Genomic DNA, 19,566 nt, shown 5'->3' with positions numbered 1-19,566 from the left:
TCAAATTCCCTCATTATTAAAATTAATCAACGTTCAACGGTGGAACATCCCGCCCCTGACGTTGGTAGAAATCGGTCACGAAGCTCTCTAATTTACCCTCTTCGATAGCCTTACGTAAACCAGCCATTAAGCGCTGATAATAACGAAGATTATGAATGGTATTGAGACGCGCGCCCAAAATCTCGTTGCAACGATCGAGATGATGCAGATACGCGCGAGAATAATTGCGACAGGTATAGCAATCGCACTCGGAATCGAGCGGGCTGGTGTCACTCTTATGCTTCGCGTTACGGATTTTCACCACGCCATCGGTAACGAACAAATGGCCGTTACGCGCGTTGCGGGTTGGCATGACGCAGTCGAACATATCAATGCCGCGGCGTACGCCTTCAACCAGATCTTCTGGTTTACCCACGCCCATCAGGTATCGTGGTTTATCCGCCGGGATTTGCGGGCAGACATGCTCCAGAATACGGTGCATATCTTCCTTCGGCTCACCCACAGCCAAACCGCCGACAGCGTAGCCATCAAAACCTATCTCTACCAGACCTTTAACAGAGATATCGCGTAAATCTTCGTAAACGCTGCCCTGGATAATGCCGAACAGTGCATTTTTGTTCTGCAGCGAGTCAAAACGGTCACGGCTACGCTTCGCCCAGCGCAGAGACATCTCCATGGAGCGTTTTGCGTAATCCCAGTCGGCCGGATACGGCGTACATTCGTCGAAGATCATCACGATGTCAGAGCCGAGATCGTACTGAATCTCCATCGATTTTTCGGGATCGAGGAAAATCGGATCGCCGTTGATCGGGTTACGGAAGTGTACGCCCTGCTCGGTGATCTTGCGGATATCGCCCAGGCTGAAGACCTGGAAGCCGCCGGAGTCGGTCAGGATTGGGCCTTTCCACTGCATGAAATCGTGCAGGTCGCCGTGGAGCTTCATGATCTCCTGACCCGGACGCAGCCACAGGTGGAAGGTGTTGCCGAGGATAATCTGTGCGCCAGTGGCTTCTACTTCTTCCGGCGTCATCCCTTTTACGGTGCCGTAAGTGCCCACAGGCATAAACGCGGGGGTTTCCACCACGCCGCGATCAAACACCAGGCGACCGCGACGCGCGCGGCCATCGGTGGTATCGAGTTCAAATTTCATTTTTTCTCCGACGTCAGAAAAACAGTCCAACGTTGTAAAACGGTGCCGCGGACTTATTCCCCGACACGCTCATTCAAAGCCAGCGGATTGTACGTGATAAACATCGCGTCCCCGTAGCTAAAAAAGCGATATTTTTGTTCTACCGCAGACTTGTAGGCCGCCATCGTGTTCTGATAACCGGCAAATGCCGACACCAGCATAATCAACGTCGATTCAGGCAGATGGAAGTTGGTCACCAGCGCGTCAATCACTTTGTACTGATAGCCCGGGTAGATAAAGATCTGCGTATCGCCAAAGAACGGCTCGATAAGATTGCGCTTCGCCGCCTGCGCGGCGCTCTCGAGTGAGCGCACGGACGTTGTACCGACCGCCACGACGCGGCTACCGCGCGCTTTCGCCGCCAGCACCGCGTCCACCACATCCTGAGGCACTTCGGCATACTCAGAGTGCATGATGTGATCTTCAATGCTGTCCACGCGCACCGGCTGGAAGGTTCCCGCGCCGACGTGCAGCGTCACGAACGCCATCTCCACGCCCTTCGCGCGCAGTTTCTCCAGCAGCGGCTCATCAAAATGCAGGCCCGCGGTCGGCGCAGCGACGGCGCCAGGCTTCTGGCTGTAGACGGTCTGGTACAGCTCGCGATCGGCCTCTTCGTCCGGACGCTCAATATACGGCGGCAGCGGCATGTGGCCGATGGCGTTAAGGATATCAAGCACCGTGCGTTCGTCATCGAACGCCACCTCAAACAGCGCATCGTGGCGCGCGGTCATGGTCGCTTTGATGCTCTCATCATCGCCCAGCAGCAGTTCAGCGCCCGGCTTCGGCGCCTTAGACGCGCGAATATGTGCCAGAATACGTTTATCATCGAGCATACGTTCGACCAGCACTTCAATCTTGCCGCCGCTGGCTTTACGGCCAAACAGGCGCGCCGGGATCACGCGGGTATTATTAAAGACCAGCAGATCGCCAGGGTTGAGCTTGTCGAGCAAATCGGTGAAAGTACCGTGCGTCAGCTCGCCCGTTGGCCCATCCAGTGACAGTAAGCGACAGCTGCTGCGCTCAGGCATGGGATAGTGAGCAATCAGGGATTCAGGTAGTTCAAAGGAGAAATCGGCGACGCGCATGACGTATACTCGTGACTTAAAAACAGGCGGCATAGTCTAGTGCTCACACCCTTTTGCTGCAACAACTAGCCGCCCCCGGACAAATAAAACGCATGAATTTTCTCGCTCACCTGCATCTCGCTCACCTCGCGGACAGCTCCCTGTCCGGCAATTTGCTGGCCGATTTCGTACGCGGCAACCCCGCTGAGGACTATTCCCCTGAGGTTGTCGACGGGATTTTTATGCACCGCCGCATCGACGTACTGACGGATAAGCTGCCGGAAGTGACGGAAGCCAAAGCGTGGTTTCGCCCTGAAACGCGCCGCGTTGCGCCGATCACGCTCGACGTGATGTGGGATCACTTTCTGTCGCGCCACTGGGAACAGCTGTCGCCGGAGATGCCCTTGCCGGCGTTTGTGCGCTATGCCCACCAGCAGGTGTCGATCATTCTGCCCGACTCGCCGCCGCGCTTTGTGAATCTGAATAACTACCTGTGGTCGGAACGCTGGCTGGAGCGCTATCGCGAGATGGATTTCATCCAGAACGTGCTGAACGGGATGGCGAGCCGCCGACCGCGACTGGATGCGCTGCGGGATTCCTGGTATGACCTGGATGAACATTACGATGCCCTGGAAGCGCGTTTCTGGCAGTTTTACCCGCGGATGATGGTGCAGGCGAAAAACAAACAGCTCTGACAGAATTCACATTGATAGGTAAAAGCTGGCGGAACGATTGTCACCACCTCTTTGTCTTATCCATGAACACTCTCTATACTGGCTCGCGTTGCGTTCCAAATAACCTTAGTATCTACAGGAGAATCATATGGTTCTGGTAACTCGTCCGGCTCCGGATTTTACAGCTGCAGCAGTTTTGGGCAACGGTGAAATCGTTGAAAACTTCAACTTCAAACAGCACACCAACGGTAAAGCGACCGTTCTGTTCTTCTGGCCAATGGACTTCACTTTCGTTTGCCCGTCTGAGCTGATCGCCTTCGACAAACGTTATGAAGAATTCCAGAAGCGTGGCGTGGAAGTTGTTGGCGTCTCCTTCGACTCTGAATTTGTACACAACGCATGGCGTAACACCCCTGTCGACAAAGGCGGCATCGGTGCGGTGAAATACGCAATGGTTGCGGACATCAAACGCGAAATCCAGCAGGCTTACGGTATCGAACATCCGGACGCTGGCGTTGCGCTGCGTGGTTCCTTCCTGATCGACGCAAACGGCATCGTTCGTCACCAGGTTGTGAACGATCTGCCGCTGGGTCGTAACATCGACGAAATGCTGCGCATGGTTGACGCGCTGCAGTTCCACGAAGAGCACGGCGAAGTGTGCCCGGCTCAGTGGGAAAAAGGTAAAGAAGGCATGAACGCGTCTCCAGACGGCGTTGCTAAATACCTGTCTGAGAACGTATCCAGCCTGTAATCGGCACGGTTTACGAAAAAGGCCCGCTTATGCGGGCCTTTTTTTATGCCTTACGCTGCGTCTCTCGCCAGATGCGCCAGGCCATGCCCGCCAGCAGAATCACTCCCGCAATCAGCACGCCCCATACCAGCAGCGTGTTCATCCTGCTCTCCCGCTCGGCCGCAGAGGTAGCGGTCAGACGCTCCTGGCCGCCTAACGCGACATCATCCAGAATGTCGGCCTGCGGCAGGTTCGCCATATCATAAGTCTTGCGCAGGTCGGCCGGGATCAGCATGCCGGGCTCCACGCTGGCAGGCTTCGCGGCGCCGTTGCCCCAGGCGAGCACGTACGGCGCTTTCCCCTGCGCGTTGAACACCAGGTCATAGCGGTCGCGATGTCCCGTGACGCTCGGCAGGTATTCTGGCAGACGCGCATTCAGCGTCGTGATTTTCACGGCCTGCACCAGCCCCCCGTTAAGCGAAACCGGTGGCGACGTTTTTCCCTCAAGACGGTAAAGAACCTCTTTCTTCAGGGGGTGCCATGCGTCTTTTTCCGTACTCCGCCACGCAATCTCCACGGGAAGGACGCCATCGCCATTCAGTGAGAGGCTGACAGCACTCAGCGGCTGCGGGCGCGCCCAGTGCCACTGTGCTTCGCTTGTCGATAGCTGCTCCCCTTCCCCCTCAAGGTCGATAGCTTCCGGGGCCGCCTGCGCAGGTGCGCTGATTGCGTTTACGCCGGTCAAGGTTATCCCCTGGCTCTGCGCATTCAGCACCACCATGAGATAGCGATTCGCATCGGGAGATAAAACCGTATCGGTATCGATCCGATCGAGCTTAAGACGGTCCTGACCGCTGACGACGTCCAGCAATGGCATATCCTCGCGCAGGGTATACCAGCGCTTAAGATCCTCGCTGTAATAGACCGACGCCGTTCCCTGCCACGGCGTCTGCGGGGTATTCCAGAGCAGCTGCAGCTGGGATATAGCGATCTCGCCCGTCGCCTGTTCCGGCAGGGTCAGCAGATAATGTTGCCCGGCTGCGGCGGCTTTTTGCCCCTCCAGCACAATCTCAACGCCGCTTCCGGAACGAAGCAGGATCTTATCGCTATCACCGGCTCCTCGAGAAGCCGCAAGCGGCGAGGCGTCCAGCGGGAAAAGGCGCAGCGCGGTGGATTGCGCTGGCACCTGCGGACGCGTCGCGCTGACCAGGCTGAAGGGAACCGCCTCGCCCGACTGGTTAAAGACGCGGACATCATGCAGATCCGGCGACGTGCTTTGCTCATAGACGGCGAGCGGCAGCATCACCCGATACCACTGGGAAGGAACAGACGTATCCAGTGAAAGACCAAAGGCATAGTCCCGGGGCGATTCCGTTTGTCCCTCGTCGCAGAACGCCGGGCCGGAAAGCGCCAGCAGTGCGGTACAGGCTACCGCTTTCATCCATTTCATTTTTCATCTCCTGTTTTGGGCGGTAGCGGTGAGAAATACCCCACGATCAGAACCAGTATTGCCACGCCGATAAACGCCACCGCGCGCGACAAACCGCCTCCGCCCGCGCTGTCCACCAGCATCAGTTTAACCATCACCACGCCCAGCAGCGCGGCACCGCAGAGCCACTCCTGCCGGGAAGCCCGACGGGTGGCATGGATCATGACCACCAGCGCGCTCAGCATCCAGAACAGAGCAAAACTGGTCTGGATAAGCCGCGAATCCCACAGCGATGCCATATTCCAGGCCACGTCGCCGTACCAGGCCAGGGCGCGCATCAGCGCACCATTGAGCCACCAGAAGCCAAACGCCATCATCGCGACGGCAGGCCACGGGCGGGCCTGCGAGAGCCACGCCGGGTAGTAGCGATCCACCGCCCGATAAAAGACCACCAGCCCCAGCAATGCGAACGCCGCGCCTTCCTCAAGCGGGTTTACCAGCGGCAGCCAGGTCTGACGATAGACCACGCCGTCCTGGAAATTGGTCACCACCAGCAGTACCAGCAGCGCCACGACCGCGGGGATCGGTGCCAGGCAGGCGTAGAGCGCAGGCCACTCCCGGAACGGCCACCCGCGACGCCGTACGGCTGCAGAGAGTCCCATAATCACCCCGCCGCCTGCTGCCATCGCCAGTCCGCTGCCCCAGGCCGCCATGCCCCACGGCAGCGAACGGGTAAACCAGTAAAGCTCCGCGGCCAGCGCCAGCAAAATCATCCAGAACAGCGACAAATGCAGCCCCATCGCGATGCGCGGCGGGAGTCTTTCACCGTCGCGCCGAAGCAGCATCAGCGCGGCAGGAAGCGCAACGCACCAGGCGAGATTTGACCAGCCGGCGGCAACGATCTGCTGGTGCCAGAGCTGATAACCCACCATCAGCAGCATAACCGGCCACAGCAGCCATTTGCTGGCATCCAGCTCCCGCCACGCCAGACGAGCAGCCGCCTGCCGACAGCCCCAGACCGACGCCGCCGTCAGCGCCAGCACGCCCGCCAGAATTGGTAATTCCTTCGTCAGTGCCAGCCGCGATGCGCCCAATAGCGCCACGAGCCAGAACAGCAGCCCACCTGCCAGCAGCGCCCGGCTGACCGGCAGAAAGAGAGTCCGCCACAGCCAGGCCGCAGCCAGCCAGCAAAGGCTGAGGATGGTGAAGATCAGCAGCAGGCTGAGGGACGTAACGCCGTTCGTCTGCGCCCACAGCGCGCTGCCGAGCGCCAGCACCAGCAGCGCCGTCCCGCTATAGCACATGCGACGCTGGTGCTGCTGTACGCCCAGCCAGAGGATACCCAGCCCTTCCAGCGCCCAGGCCATCGCCGTCCAGCGCGCCGACAGCGCCAGCGGAATGGCGAGCGTGGCAAATCCGCCGCCGATGGCCAGCGCCGCCATGACCAGCGGTCGGCCGAGGGAGGGATAGCGCCGCAGCGCAAGGGACGCGAGGGTAAGATAAAATGCGCCGTATCCCAGCGCGCTCAGGGCCGGGCCATACTCCCAGTGCCGGGTCATGCCGTACTGCATCCCGAAACCGATCAGCGGCGGAGCAAACAGCAGCACGCCGTCGATAATCTGCTTCCCTTTCTCCTGCGCCCGCAGCGACAGCGCCACGCTCAGGACGCCGAATATCAGCGTATTGGCAATCAGGAACAGCTGGCAGATCCAATAGTCTTCAGGCTGGTAGTCATTCAGCCCCCACAGGCCGCCCACGCCGAACGTAAACAGCAGCCCGAGCAGGTTCAGCTCGCGCCAGTGCTGCCAGATGCTGATAGCGAGAATCCCGATGGAAAGCAGGAGATAGAATGAGAACAGCGCCACAAAGCTGCCGCCCCCGGTGGACAACAGCAGCGGCGCAAGATACCCGCCGAGGCTCGCCAGCATGGCCAGGCTCAGCGCTTTCTGCAACACGGCCAGCCCAACGCTCGCGGCGCAAATCACCACCAGAAGCGCAAAGGCCAGCGTCATCGGCAGCATTTGCCAGAGCCGGAATGCGCCAAACACCGTCAGGTAGAGCACGCCGGTCGCCCCGCCCTGGAGGATCAGCGCATAGACACGCTGCTTATGCCGCAGCCGCCACCCCACCGCCAGCAGAACGATGGCAAACAGCGCCGTTGCCACGAGGCGCAGCTCAAGCGGGAACAGGGAATGTTCAACGGTATAGCGCAACAGGAATGAAAGACCGAGGAAAAGCAGCAGGATCCCAAGCTTCGCCAGCGGATTACCCTGCATAAACCAGCGCGCCAGCGACGTCAGGATACCGCCAAAGGCAGAAGGCTGTTTTGCCGCAGGCGTCGGGGCCGGAGCGGGTTCTGCCACGGCTGCGGGAGTATCGGAACGCCAGGGGTCGACAGGCGCGGGAGCGTCTTCAACCACCGGCGCGGTCACAGCCACTGGCGCGGTAGGCTGCACGGGCTCCGGCGCGCTTTCAGGTACGTCGCGCTGCTCAAGCGCCTCAATGCGCTGGCGTAGCCGGGCGATCTCCTGTCGCGCCGCCGTACTTCGATTAAACCCAATAACCGCAAGCACGGGCGCAACCACCAGCGCAAAAACCAGGAACAAACAGCCAAGGATGTAAAGCTCGTCCATGTTTCCACCTTCACCGTAAACGATCCGTTAAGATTGACACAAATAGTTGCATTTGCGCCATCTTAAAAGGTGGAAACATTAGCAGGTCTTAACTGCCGAACCAGATCGTCGCAGATACCGCAGGCAGCGCCAGCACGCCGTCCTGTATCGTCGCCTTGCCCTCTTTATTCTTCCACGCAGCCACCTTCAGCAGCGGTGAATCATCCAGCACCACTTCGCAGGCCTCGCCCCGGTTGATCGCCACGAGCACGCGCTGCTGGTTATAGACGCGAGCAAACACCACGACGTTATCGTGCGCATAGACCACCTGACAGCCGCCGTAGCGCAGGGCAAGACTCTGCTTACGCAGCTTTGCCAGCCGCTGATACAGGCTGAACAGCACCTTGTCATGCTTCTCTGGCTCCCACGGGAAGATTTTGCGGCAGAAAGGATCGTTGTTGCCGTCCAGCCCCACTTCGTCTCCATAATAGATGCACGGCACGCCCGGCCAGGTGAAGAGCCAGGTGACCGCCAGCGGCAGACGCGCCGCATCCTTGCCGAGCAGGGATTTAAAGCGGGCGGTGTCGTGGCTATCGAGCTGGTTGAACATCCGCAGCTGCTGCTGATGGGACAGACCGGCGCGATAGTTCTCCATCCACGCCATGCAGGTTTCAGCGTCGATATGATTCGGATCGTAGGAGATGTCGGTGTTAGCGAGGAATCCCCACAGCGGGAAGGTAAAGCCGCGATAGTTCATCGCCGCATCTTCCGCATCGTTCTGCAGCCACTGGCGCGCGTCGCCAAAGTGCTCGCCAAAGACGAACGCCTCCGGCTGGGCCGCTTTCGCCGAGCGCGTAATCCCGGCGACGTGCTGAAGGTTATTCCGCGCCCCGCCCGATTCACCGAGCATATGCACCACGTCCAGGCGCCAGCCGTCCATATTCCACGGCGCCTTCAGCCAGTGACGGACGATGCTGTCTTCACTGCCGTAGATTTCATTCACGAGCGTTGGCGACTGGAAATCCAGCTTCGGCAGGCTCGCGTAGCCCAGCCAGTCCAGCGCACGGCCCTCCTCGTTAAAGCTGTACCAGTCGCGCTGCGGCGAGTCCGGGTTATGACATGCCCCGCCCATCGACTGGTTATGGCGGTCAAACCAGGCGTGCGAATCTCCACTGTGGTTGAACACGCCGTCCAGAATCAGGCGCATGCCTTCGTTTTGGGTATTCTTTCGCAGGCGCAGCAGCGCCTCGTCACCACCAAACTGTTCGTCAACGTGGCGATAATCTTCGGTATCGTATTTGTGCACGCTCGGGGCTTTAAACACCGGGTTGAGATACAGCGCCGTCACGCCGAGCTTTTTCAGGTACGGCAGCTTTTCGCTGATGCCGTCGAGATCGCCGCCGTAAAAAGTGGATCCACCCGCCTGCGCGGTTAACGGCTCGTCCCACGCTTTCAGGATAATGTCGTGGCCCGCCGCATGGTGGTGATAGATCTTATCCTGGTCGGCGGTGCGTTTTTCGCTGCGCGCAAAACGGTCCGGGAAAATCTGGTAAAACACCTGATCGTTAACCCACTGCGGGCCGTTATCCGGGTAATCGACCGCAAACTGCTCCAGCCGTGCGGGCGGGAAACGGCTAAACCCCTGCGGGGTAAACCACAGCTGGCGGTTATTCCACAAAAGCTTAAAGCTGTAACGGCGGCGCGGCTGCCCGCTATTCAGGTCGATATTCGCCCGCCACGCCGTGATCCCCGGCTGCGGCTGGCTGCGCAGCTTGTGCATTTTCAGGCCGGTCTCTTCGTTATCTATTTCGGCGCGGAGCGTCACGCGTTCAGGCTGATTTTCCCCCGCCAGCCAGAGCGTAATCACAAGGTTGTCTTTGTTTTGCTTAACAAATGGGGCAACCGGAAGGTGCCAGGCGTTTAACATCACGAATCCCCTCTGATGAAATTGACGTCACCTTGCCACAGGGTGGTTAAGGATAGCTCATCACGTTCGGGATTATTGGGGGAGGAGAAAGGAGGATGAGGCAAAATTCCCTCTCCCAAGGGGAGAGGGGAAAAGGATATTACTGCGCTTCCGCCAGCTGACGGTCACGGCGGCATTTAAACACCCAGCCCACCAGCAGCAGGACGATCCACGCGCAGCCCACGTACAGGGAAATGCGGGTATCCGGATGGTAGCCAATCAGGGCAATGATAAACACCAGGAAGATCAGCCCGACGACGGTCGTCGCAACGCCGCCCGGTACTTTGAACTTCAGCGCTTTCGCCTCATCCGGCGACAGACGACGGCGGAACGCAATCTGCGACAGCAGGATCATAATCCACACCCACACCGTCGCGAAGGTCGCCAGCGATGCGATCACCAGGAAGACGTTCTCCGGCATGATGTAGTTCAGGTAAACCGAGAACAGCAGCGCTACGGTCATCACCACAACGGTTACCCACGGCGTGCCGCGGCGTGAGGTTTTGGCGAACACCTTCGGCGCACTGCCCTGCTCCGCCATGCCGTGCAGCATACGGCCCACGCCAAAGACGTCACTGTTGATCGCGGAGAGTGACGCGGTGAGCACCACAAAGTTCAGGATGCTGGCCGCAAAGGCAATTCCCATATGCTGGAAGGTCAGAACAAACGGGCTACCGTTGGTGCCGACCTGATTCCACGGGTAGATGGACATAATCACGAACAGCGTGCCCACGTAGAACACCAGAATACGCATCGGCACCGAGTTGATGGCGCGCGGAATGGATTTCTCCGGATCTTTCGCTTCCCCGGCGGTGATACCGATAATCTCGATACCGCCGTAGGCGAACATCACCATCTGCAGCGACATGACCATTCCGAGCCAGCCGTTACTGAAGAAGCCGCCGTTGCTCCAGAGGTTATGGATGCCGGTCGGCTGCCCGCCGTTGCCGATTCCCCAGATGATGATGCCGAAACCGGCCACGATCATGATGATGATGGTGGCGACCTTGAAGAAGGAGAACCAGAATTCGAGCTCGCCGAACACCTTCACGCTCATCAGGTTGACGGCGCAAATGATCAGCACCACGCTCAGCACCCAAATCCAGTGCGGCACCGCCGGGAACCAGACGCCCATATAGATGCCAAACGCCGTCACGTCGGCAATCGCCACAATCAGGATTTCAAAGCAGTAGGTCCAGCCGGTGATAAACCCGGCCAGCGGGCCGAGGTTTTCCTGCGCGTATCGGGAGAAGGAGCTGGCGGACGGGTTGTGAACCGACATTTCGCCGAGGGCGCGCATGATGATATACGCCGCCACGCCGCCGATGATGTACGCCAGCAGAACGCTGGGACCGGCCATTTTGATGGCATCTGCCGAGCCATAAAAAAGACCGGTGCCGATAGCAGAGCCCAGCGCCATAAAGCGGATGTGGCGCGTGCTCAATCCACGTTTAAGTTTGTTAGTGCTTTCCATTTAAATCTTGCCATTCAACACGAAAAAAACAAAAAACCACGGGGCCTTAAGCCCCGTGGTTAAACAGTTTGTTGCCGTTGATTAATGAGCGTTCGATGCGACCTGACGCCCTGCAGCACGGTCCCAGATAATCGCCAGAACCAGTGCAACAACGGTAGGCATCAGCCAGGCCAGACCCTGCTCGGACAGCGGCAGACGCTGTGTCCATGCCGGCAGTATGTGCGCGAAAGCTGATGCTTTAATCCCGTCAAGGATACCAAAAATCAGGCTGATAAACATGGCTGGCGCAATAATTCGTGAAGAGTTGTTCCACCACGGGCGAGTAAAGCTCAGCACCACCAGCACGATACACGGCGGATAAATCGCCGTCAGCACCGGAATAGAGACCTGAATCAGGTGGCTCAAACCGAGGTTGGACACCGCCATGGAGAAGATGCCGAGGATAAACACCAGGGTGCGGTAAGAGAGCGGCAGATACTGTGCAAAGAACTCTGCGCAGGCGCAGGTCAGGCCAACCGCCGTCACCAGACAGGCAAGGAAGATGAGCGCTGCCAGCAGCATACTGCCCGCACCGCCGAAGGTGTGCTGAACGTAGGCGTGCAGGATAGCCGCACCGTTGGCGTTCTGATCGACCAGCATGGCGCTGTCGGAGCCCAGACGGAACAGCGCCAGATAAAGCAGCGTCAGCCCCACGCCGGCCATCAGGCCAGCCCAGATGGTATAGCGGGTCAGCAGACGCGCTTCGGTCACACCGCGGGAACGCGCGGCGTTAACGATAACGATACCAAACACCATCGCGCCCAGCGTATCCATCGTCAGGTAGCCGTTCACAAAGCCGTTAGAGAACGCGGCATTTTTATAGGCGTCCATCGCGTCGCTAATCGGGCCCGCTGGCCAGACGATGGCCGCTACCGCCAGAACAATCAGCGCCACAATTTTCAGCGGAGCCAGGAAGTTACCCACGGTATCCAGCAGCTTGCCCGGATAGAGGGAAACCAGAATCACGATCGCGAAGTAGATCAGGCTGTAGATAAACAGCGGCATCGCACCGTCACCGGTCAGGGGAGCAATACCCACTTCGAAGGACACGGTTGCCGTACGCGGGGTCGCAAACAGCGGGCCAACGGCCAGATAGCAGACGGTTGCCAGCAGAACGCCCGCCACTTTGCCAATCGGGGTGCTGAGGCTATCCACACCGCCGCCGACTTTCGCCAGCGCGACGACGGTCAGAACCGGCAGACCCACGGCAGTAATCAGGAAACCAAACGCGGCGGTCCAGACGTGTTCACCCGCCTGTAAGCCAACCATTGGAGGGAAAATGATGTTGCCTGCGCCAACGAACAGCGCAAATGTCATAAAGCCCAGCGCGATGATGTCACGCGATTTTAAGTGATGGGTCATAAAACCTTACTGCCTGTGGATGTGGTGTTGAAAACATTGAGATTTTCGATATCCCTGACGGGATGATACAGCCGAAAATTTGCTCAATTTCAGCGGGAAATGCTCCCGTCCTGGCGTGGAGAAGAATAGTTTTTCGATTTACCACGCAAATACAGTCGGTCTGACAGTATCTGGGGCGCAATTTAAACGCTTATAACGTTTAAAGGCAAGGTGGGATCGTAAAACCAGAACAATATGCCAGCATGAAAATACACGTCAGAACAATACGCTATTTATAAGAAAAACCCATGGCTAATCATGCGAACAAAAAACAGTCAGCCGTATAAAATTCATCCGCGTTTCGCTTGACTGCAAAGCAAACGGGCCAGCAGACGCTGACCCGTGGAAAGGTAAAATGACACGCCTGCCGTCAGGCGATCTTTTTGGCAATTAATCGTTCCGGAATAACGAAACTGAAGCGGGTTCCTTTACCCAGCGTACTCTGAATATCGAGACGGCTTTCATGGTGATTCACCGCGTGTTTCACAATTGCCAGCCCCAGGCCGCTTCCGCCTGTTTGCCGGGATCGCGCTTTATCCACACGGTAAAAGCGCTCGGTCAGACGCGGAATATGCTCAGGCGCGATCCCCGGCCCGTTGTCTTCCACGCTAAACTCAGCCCCCGTTGGGGCATGGTGCCAGCGCACCACGATATTCGTCCCCTCCGGCGTATGATTCACCGCGTTATACACCAGGTTGGAAATGGCGCTCCGCAGTTCATCTTCGCTGCCCAGCACCTTCAGCGTATTGTCGACCTCAAAGGTCAGGTGATGCTTTTTATGGCTTAGCGTCTGCGCTTCACGCTCAACGACCCGCAGCATCATCGGGACATCAATGGTCTCATTTAGCGCAAGCGTTGGCGCCGCTTCAATCTTCGAGAGCGTCAGCAGCTGCTTCACCAGCCCTTCCATCCGGTGCGTTTGCTCGCGCATGGTGTGCAGCGCTTTTTCACGCGGCGCGCCTTCAAGCGTTTGCTCCTGCATCATCTCCAGGTAGCCCTGAAGCACGGTCAGCGGGGTACGCAGTTCGTGACTGACGTTGGCGAAGAAGTTGCGACGCGCCCCTTCCAGCTGGTGCATCTGGGTGACATCTCGCGCCACCATCAGCCACTGCTTATCGCTGTAGGGCATCACGCGGATTTCCAGATGGCGACCATTATTGAGCTTCAGATTGTGCGGGCGGGTAAAATCACGCTTTTTCAGATACAGCGTGAACTCGGGATAGCGCAGAAGGTTGAGGATATTCTGACCATTATCATCGGGCCAGCGCAGGCCCAGCAGCTGTTGCGCAAGGCCGTTACACCAGAAGATCGTCCCTTCTTCGGTCGTCAGAATAACGGCATCCGGCAGCGACTCTGCACCGCTGCGAAAACGCTTAATCAGGCTTCCCAGCTCGCGGCGACGCTTTTTATTACGCATCTGCATCTGATGCAGTCCGTACAGCAGCGGCTCCCAGCTGCCGCTTCCCGGCGGCGGCGTCATACTTCGGTCAACCCACAGCCACCAGGAGAGGCGCAGCAGGTTCCAGAAATGCCAGATCAGCAGCCCGGTGACCGACGCCAGCAGAAACCACGGCAGGTGTCCAAGAAAGGCCCCCAGAAGGAAGGCCGGAATACAGCATAAGATCAGTTCAAAGACGAGCCTTTTCCATGACAGACGTTCCAGCACGCGTCACACTCCTGTCATTGTTCAGAAACGGGTAGAAAAACGATAACCCGTGCCGCGGACCGTCTGCACCATGCGATCGTGGCCGCTCAGTTCCAGTGCTTTTCGCAGGCGGCGAATATGTACGTCAACCGTCCGGTCTTCGACATACACGTTAGTTCCCCAGACGTTATTCAGCAACTGCTCGCGGCTGTAAACGCGTTCCGGGTGGGTCATAAAGAAGTGCAGGAGTTTAAATTCGGTAGGCCCCATGTCGAGGGGATTTTCACCGGTCATGACGCGGTGTGAGGTGGGGTCAAGGCTCAGCCCCTGCATCTCTATCACCTCTTCCACCGCCATCGGCGAAATACGGCGCATCACGGCTTTAATGCGGGCAACCAGCTCTTTTGGGGAGAACGGTTTAGTAATGTAATCGTCCGCGCCGGTCTCCAGACCGCGCACGCGATCCTCTTCTTCTCCGCGCGCCGTGAGCATCACAACCGGGATGTCGCGGGTCAGCGCTTCACGCTTCAGGTGTTTGATAAACTGCAGTCCGGAGCCGCCGGGCAACATCCAGTCCAGCAGAATCAGATCGGGCCAGGGTTCATTCAGCTGGTTCACTGCGCTGTCATAATCTTCCGCTTCAACCGGCTGGAAGCCGTTTTGCTCGAGCACGAAGCACACCATTTCACGAATTGGAGCTTCATCTTCTACGACCAGAATACGTCTCGCCATACTTTGCCCTGTCTTATCTTATTTAAGTTACAAGTTTGTAATTCGGCGCCATTATGCGTCAGATTTATGACAGATTTATGAAAAACAGTACCACGATAACGGGCAAACCGTTGTTTTATTACAGCGGTTATTTTCCCGTCTCTGAACGTTTATAATCCTGCTTTCTCTTTTTTGCCACGGATCAGCTATGCGCATACTTCACACCTCGGACTGGCATCTGGGTCAAAATTTTTACAGCAAAAGCCGTGCGGCTGAACATGAAGCTTTCCTGAACTGGCTGCTGGAAACGGCCCGGACGCACGAGGTGGACGCGATTATTGTGGCGGGTGACATCTTTGATACCGGCTCGCCCCCCAGCTATGCGCGTGAACTGTACAACCGCTTCGTGGTGAATTTGCAGCAAACCGGCTGTCATCTGGTGATTGTCGCCGGTAACCATGATTCCGTCGCGACGCTCAATGAATCCCGCGACATCCTGGCATTTCTCAATACCACCGTCGTCGCCAGCGCCGGGCACGCCCCGCAGATCCTGAAAAAACGCGACGGCACGCCGGGGGCGGTGCTGTGCCCCATTCCCTTTTTGCGTCCGCGGGACATCGTGCAAAGTCAGGCGGGGCTGTCGGGCGCGGAAAAACAGCAGCATCTCCTGCAGGCCATCACCGACTATTATCACCAGCAGCACGCCGATGCCTGCGCCCTGCGCGGCGACCAGCCGATTCCGGTGATTGCGACCGGGCATCTCACCACCGTCGGGGCTAGTAAAAGTGACGCCGTACGCGACATCTATATCGGCACGCTGGATGCCTTTCCGGCGCAGAACTTCCCGCCAGCCGACTACATTGCGCTCGGACATATTCACCGGGCGCAGATCGTCGGCGGCAGCGAGCACATCCGCTACTGCGGCTCGCCAATTTCGCTCAGCTTTGACGAAACGGGCAAGGCCAAATCCGTCCATCTGGTGAGCTTTTCCGACGGAAAACTTCACGCCGTCGAGACGCTGGAGGTCCCGGTCACCCAGCCGCTGGCGGTGCTAAAGGGCGATCTTGCCGCCATTACCGCCCAGCTTGAGCAGTGGCGCGGAACAGCGCTTAACCCGCCCGTCTGGCTGGATATCGAAATCACCACCGACGACTACCTGCACGATATGCAGCGTAAAATTCAGGCGCTGACGGAAGATTTACCCGTCGAAGTCTTACTGGTACGCCGCAGCCGCGAGCAGCGCGAGAAAATTCTGTTAAGCGCTCAACGTGAAACGCTCAGTGAGCTTCGGGTTGAAGAGGTGTTTGAACGCAGGCTCTCGCAGGAGGAAATTGACGACGCGAAGCGCGCAAGACTCAGCGAACTGTTCAGCCATACCCTGCATGCGCTCAATGATGAGGAAGAAAACGCATGAAAATTTTGAGCCTGCGCCTGAAAAATCTCAACTCCCTCAAGGGCGAGTGGAAAATTGACTTTACCGCGGAGCCGTTTGCCAGCAACGGGCTGTTTGCCATTACCGGCGCGACCGGGGCAGGTAAAACCACCTTGCTCGACGCCATCTGCCTGGCGCTTTATCACGAAACGCCGCGCCTGCAGAAGGTCTCTCAGGCGCAAAACGACCTGATGACGCGCGACACCGCCGAGTGCCTGGCGGAAGTGGAGTTCGAGGTAAAAGGCACCGCCTATCGCGCATTCTGGAGCCAGAACCGCGCGCGCAACCAGCCGGACGGCAACCTGCAGGCGCCGCGCGTGGAGCTGGCGCGCTGCGAAGATGGCAAAATCCTGGCCGACAAAGTGACGGATAAGCTGGAGCAAACCGCCGCGCTCACCGGGCTGGACTATGGCCGCTTCACCCGCTCGATGCTGCTCTCACAGGGGCAGTTTGCCGCCTTCCTTAATGCCAGGCCGAGCGATCGCGCCGAGCTGCTGGAAGAGCTGACCGGCACCGAGATCTACGGACAGATTTCCGCCATGGTGTTTGAAAAACACAAAGCCGCCCGCAGCGTGCTTGAAAAATGCGAGGCGCAGGCGGCGGGCGTCGTGCTGTTGAGCGAAGAACAGCAGCAGCAGTTGCAGCAAAGTTTGCAGGCGCTTACTGACGAAGAGAAAACCCTGCTGGTTCAGCAGCAAAGCCAACAGAAAGATTTTCAGTGGCTTACGCGCCATGATGAGCTCGTGCTTGAGCAACAGCGCGTCGCCGCGATGCAGCAGCAGGCGCAACAGGCGCTGACGAACGCTGCGCCAGAGCTGGCAAAGCTCCAGCTTGCTCTGCCCGCCGCCCAGCTTCGACCGCTTTGGGAGCACCAGCAGGAGCAGACCGCGCGCCTGACGCAAACCCAGCAGCGAATTGTTGAAGTAAATACTCGCTTACAAGCCAAAACCGCACTGCGCGCGCGGATCCGTCATACCGCCCAGCGTAATCATGAGCAGCTTCAGACCGAACTGAAGGCGCTGGCGCAGTGGCTGGTGGAGCACGAGCGCTATCGCCTGCTGGGGCAGGAGATTGCCGGCTGGCGTGCCCAGTTCTCACAGCTTAACCGCGACAAAACGCAGTTAGCCTCGCTTGCTGCGCGGATGGGTGAATTACGCAACAGGCTGGCTGAGATGCCGGAAAATGCGCTGACGCTGACGGCGGATGAGGTCAGCGCGGCCATGGAGCAGCAGTCCCGGTCACGCACGCTGCGCCAGCGGCTGACGTCGCTGCATGCCCGCTATCAGCCGCTGCAAAAGCGCCTGCGCCAGAGCGGTGAAAGCGTGCAGAAGGCCCAGGCCGATCAAAACAAACTCAATGAAACGCTGACGCTGCGCCGCCAGCAGTACAAAGAGAAACACCAGCACTTTCTGGATCTTAAAGCCCTCTGCGAACGCGAAGCGACGATTAAAGACCTGGAAAGCTATCGTTCCCGGCTTGAGGCAGGCAAACCCTGTCCGCTGTGCGGCTCCAGCGAGCACCCCGCCGTTGCGCAATACCAGTCGCTTGAGCTGACGGATAACCAGCGCCGACGCGATGCTCTGGAAAAAGAGGTCGCCGCGCTTAAAGAGGAAGGCCTGCTGGTGCTGGGACAGGTTAATGCCCTGACGCAGCAGATCCAGCGCGAGACAGACGAAGCGCAGATGCTCTCTCAGGAAGAGCAAGCGCTCACTAAAGAGTGGATGGAAGCCTGCACTTCCCTGAACATCGCGTTGAATATTCAGGAAGATATCACGCCATGGATGAACGAGCAGGAACAGTACGAGCGCCAGCTTTATCAGCTCAGCCAGCGTCTGACCCTGCAAAACCAGCTAAACGAGCAGGAAGTGCAGGAGCGACAGTATCAGCAGCAGCTGACGGCCGCGCGCCAGGCGCTGGAAAACACCCTGCTTTCGCTATCGCTTAACGTACCTGAAGACGGCAATGAAGCAGCCTGGCTGCACGCCCGCGAAGCGGAATTCGCGCAGTGGCAGGAGAAACAAACGCAGCACGGCGTGCTTCTGGAACGCATAAACGCGCTGAAGCCGCTGCTCGACACGCTTCCGGAAACGAACGGCGAAGAGGCCGAACCGGCCATTCCTGACGGCTGGCGCGACGTTCACGATGAATGCGTGTCGCTACAAAGCCAGCTCAGCGCGCAGCAGCAGCAGGAAAAGCTGGAGCAAGAGCGCCTGCAGCAGTCGCAGACGCAGTTCACCACGGCGCTCGCAGCGAGCTGCTTTGCCGATCGGGACGCGTTCCTTGCCGCGCTGCTGGATGACGACGCTATTCGCCACCTCGTACAGCTGAAGCAGTCGCTGGAAAGCCAGATACAGCAGGCCGCGGCCCTTTCCGGCCAGGCTAACCAGCAGCTGCAGGCTCATCTGTCGCTGCGGCCGGAAGGGCTCAACGCAGATGCTCCTGCGCTGCAAAGCCAGCTGCAGCAGCTGGCGGAAAGGCTTCGCGAGAACACCACGCATCAGGGCGAGATCCGCCAGCAGCTTAAGCAGGACAGCGATAACCGTCAGCACCAGCTGGCGTTGATGCAGCAAATTGAAGAGGCCGCGCGCCAGGCGGATGACTGGGGTTATCTGAACGCGCTGATCGGCTCCAGCACCGGCGACAAGTTCCGTAAATTCGCGCAGGGGCTGACGCTGGATAATCTCGTCTGGCTTGCTAACCAGCAGCTTAACCGTCTGCACGGGCGTTATCTGCTGCAGCGCAAGGCCAGCGACGCGCTGGAGCTGGAAGTGGTCGATACGTGGCAGGCGGACGCGGTGCGCGATACCCGAACGCTCTCGGGCGGCGAGAGCTTCCTGGTCAGCCTGGCGCTGGCGCTGGCTCTTTCCGATCTGGTGAGTCATAAAACGCGAATCGATTCCCTGTTCCTGGATGAGGGGTTCGGCACGCTCGACAGTGAAACGCTGGATACCGCGCTGGATGCGCTCGACGCGCTGAACGCCACCGGGAAAACCATCGGCGTGATCAGCCACGTAGAGGCGATGAAAGAGCGCATTCCGGTGCAGATTAAGGTGAAGAAAATCAACGGGCTGGGTTATAGCAGGCTGGATAAGGAATTTGCGGTGGAATAAATGGGGGGAGGGTGCGGTCTGATGCCCTCACCCTAGCCCTCTCCCACAGGGAGAGGGTAAAAACATCAAAAACAGCAACTTGCGTTGCTG

Annotated in this window: 13 protein-coding genes; 4 read left to right on the top strand and 9 right to left on the bottom strand. The window is 58.4% G+C overall.

The window, feature by feature from the left end:
• Positions 1-22: 22 nt before the first annotated feature.
• Both tgt and queA read right to left on the bottom strand, forming a co-directional pair.
• Positions 23-1,150 carry a tRNA guanosine(34) transglycosylase Tgt gene (tgt, locus tag NWV12_RS04555; RefSeq protein ID WP_003859110.1) on the bottom strand — a complete coding sequence of 376 codons (1,128 nt, stop codon included), beginning with the start codon at positions 1,148-1,150 and terminating at the stop codon, positions 23-25.
• A 53-nt stretch (positions 1,151-1,203) separates the two neighbouring features.
• Positions 1,204-2,274: a tRNA preQ1(34) S-adenosylmethionine ribosyltransferase-isomerase QueA gene (gene queA, locus NWV12_RS04550; RefSeq protein ID WP_039263914.1), complete on the bottom strand. Its 1,071-nt coding sequence runs from the start codon at positions 2,272-2,274 to the stop codon at positions 1,204-1,206.
• Between the two features lie 92 nt (positions 2,275-2,366).
• Here queA and acpH point away from each other — a divergent pair, with 92 nt between their 5' ends.
• Complete coding sequence (acpH, locus tag NWV12_RS04545; protein ID WP_029741678.1) at positions 2,367-2,948, top strand: ACP phosphodiesterase; 582 nt, start codon at positions 2,367-2,369, stop codon at positions 2,946-2,948.
• 127 nt (positions 2,949-3,075) lie between these two features.
• A complete protein-coding gene (locus NWV12_RS04540; RefSeq protein ID WP_014168840.1) occupies positions 3,076-3,678 on the top strand; it encodes a peroxiredoxin in 603 nt (200 codons plus the stop codon).
• A 43-nt stretch (positions 3,679-3,721) separates the two neighbouring features.
• Here the strand turns inward: NWV12_RS04540 and NWV12_RS04535 are convergent, their stop codons facing one another.
• The 7 genes from NWV12_RS04535 to phoB form a co-directional block, all read right to left on the bottom strand.
• Positions 3,722-5,107, bottom strand: a complete 1,386-nt coding sequence (locus NWV12_RS04535; RefSeq protein ID WP_048978950.1) for a DUF3999 domain-containing protein — start codon at positions 5,105-5,107, stop codon at positions 3,722-3,724.
• Positions 5,104-7,719 carry a DUF2339 domain-containing protein gene (locus tag NWV12_RS04530; RefSeq protein WP_101744443.1) on the bottom strand — a complete coding sequence of 872 codons (2,616 nt, stop codon included), beginning with the start codon at positions 7,717-7,719 and terminating at the stop codon, positions 5,104-5,106. The genes NWV12_RS04535 and NWV12_RS04530 overlap by 4 nt, the downstream gene beginning before the upstream one ends.
• An 88-nt stretch (positions 7,720-7,807) precedes the next feature.
• Positions 7,808-9,625, bottom strand: coding sequence for a maltodextrin glucosidase (malZ, locus tag NWV12_RS04525; RefSeq protein WP_048978952.1), 1,818 nt, complete (start codon positions 9,623-9,625; stop codon positions 7,808-7,810).
• Between the two features lie 139 nt (positions 9,626-9,764).
• Complete coding sequence (gene proY, locus NWV12_RS04520) at positions 9,765-11,138, bottom strand: proline-specific permease ProY (protein WP_029739758.1); 1,374 nt, start codon at positions 11,136-11,138, stop codon at positions 9,765-9,767.
• 81 nt (positions 11,139-11,219) lie between these two features.
• Positions 11,220-12,539, bottom strand: coding sequence for a branched-chain amino acid transporter carrier protein BrnQ (brnQ, locus tag NWV12_RS04515; RefSeq protein WP_024906795.1), 1,320 nt, complete (start codon positions 12,537-12,539; stop codon positions 11,220-11,222).
• Positions 12,540-12,948: 409 nt separating this feature from the next.
• Positions 12,949-14,244: a phosphate regulon sensor histidine kinase PhoR gene (phoR, locus tag NWV12_RS04510; protein ID WP_048975262.1), complete on the bottom strand. Its 1,296-nt coding sequence runs from the start codon at positions 14,242-14,244 to the stop codon at positions 12,949-12,951.
• Positions 14,245-14,265: 21 nt separating this feature from the next.
• The gene (phoB, locus tag NWV12_RS04505; RefSeq protein ID WP_008503265.1) at positions 14,266-14,955 is read right to left on the bottom strand and encodes a phosphate response regulator transcription factor PhoB; all 690 of its coding nucleotides are present in this window, start codon (positions 14,953-14,955) and stop codon (positions 14,266-14,268) included.
• Positions 14,956-15,142: 187 nt separating this feature from the next.
• On the opposite strand from phoB, the gene sbcD reads away from it, so the two are divergent.
• Positions 15,143-16,348, top strand: coding sequence for an exonuclease subunit SbcD (gene sbcD / locus NWV12_RS04500; RefSeq protein WP_048978953.1), 1,206 nt, complete (start codon positions 15,143-15,145; stop codon positions 16,346-16,348).
• Positions 16,345-19,476, top strand: a complete 3,132-nt coding sequence (gene sbcC / locus NWV12_RS04495) for an exonuclease subunit SbcC (protein ID WP_048978954.1) — start codon at positions 16,345-16,347, stop codon at positions 19,474-19,476. Before sbcD ends, sbcC begins: the two co-directional genes overlap by 4 nt.
• Positions 19,477-19,566 lie beyond the last annotated feature (90 nt).

This window comes from Enterobacter sp. Crenshaw (genome assembly GCF_024734705.1).
GTDB classification, from domain to species: Bacteria; Pseudomonadota; Gammaproteobacteria; order Enterobacterales; family Enterobacteriaceae; genus Enterobacter; species Enterobacter asburiae_B.
The sequence above is the reverse complement of the archived record's forward strand: the minus strand, read 5'-3'. Positions and strand labels throughout refer to the sequence as shown.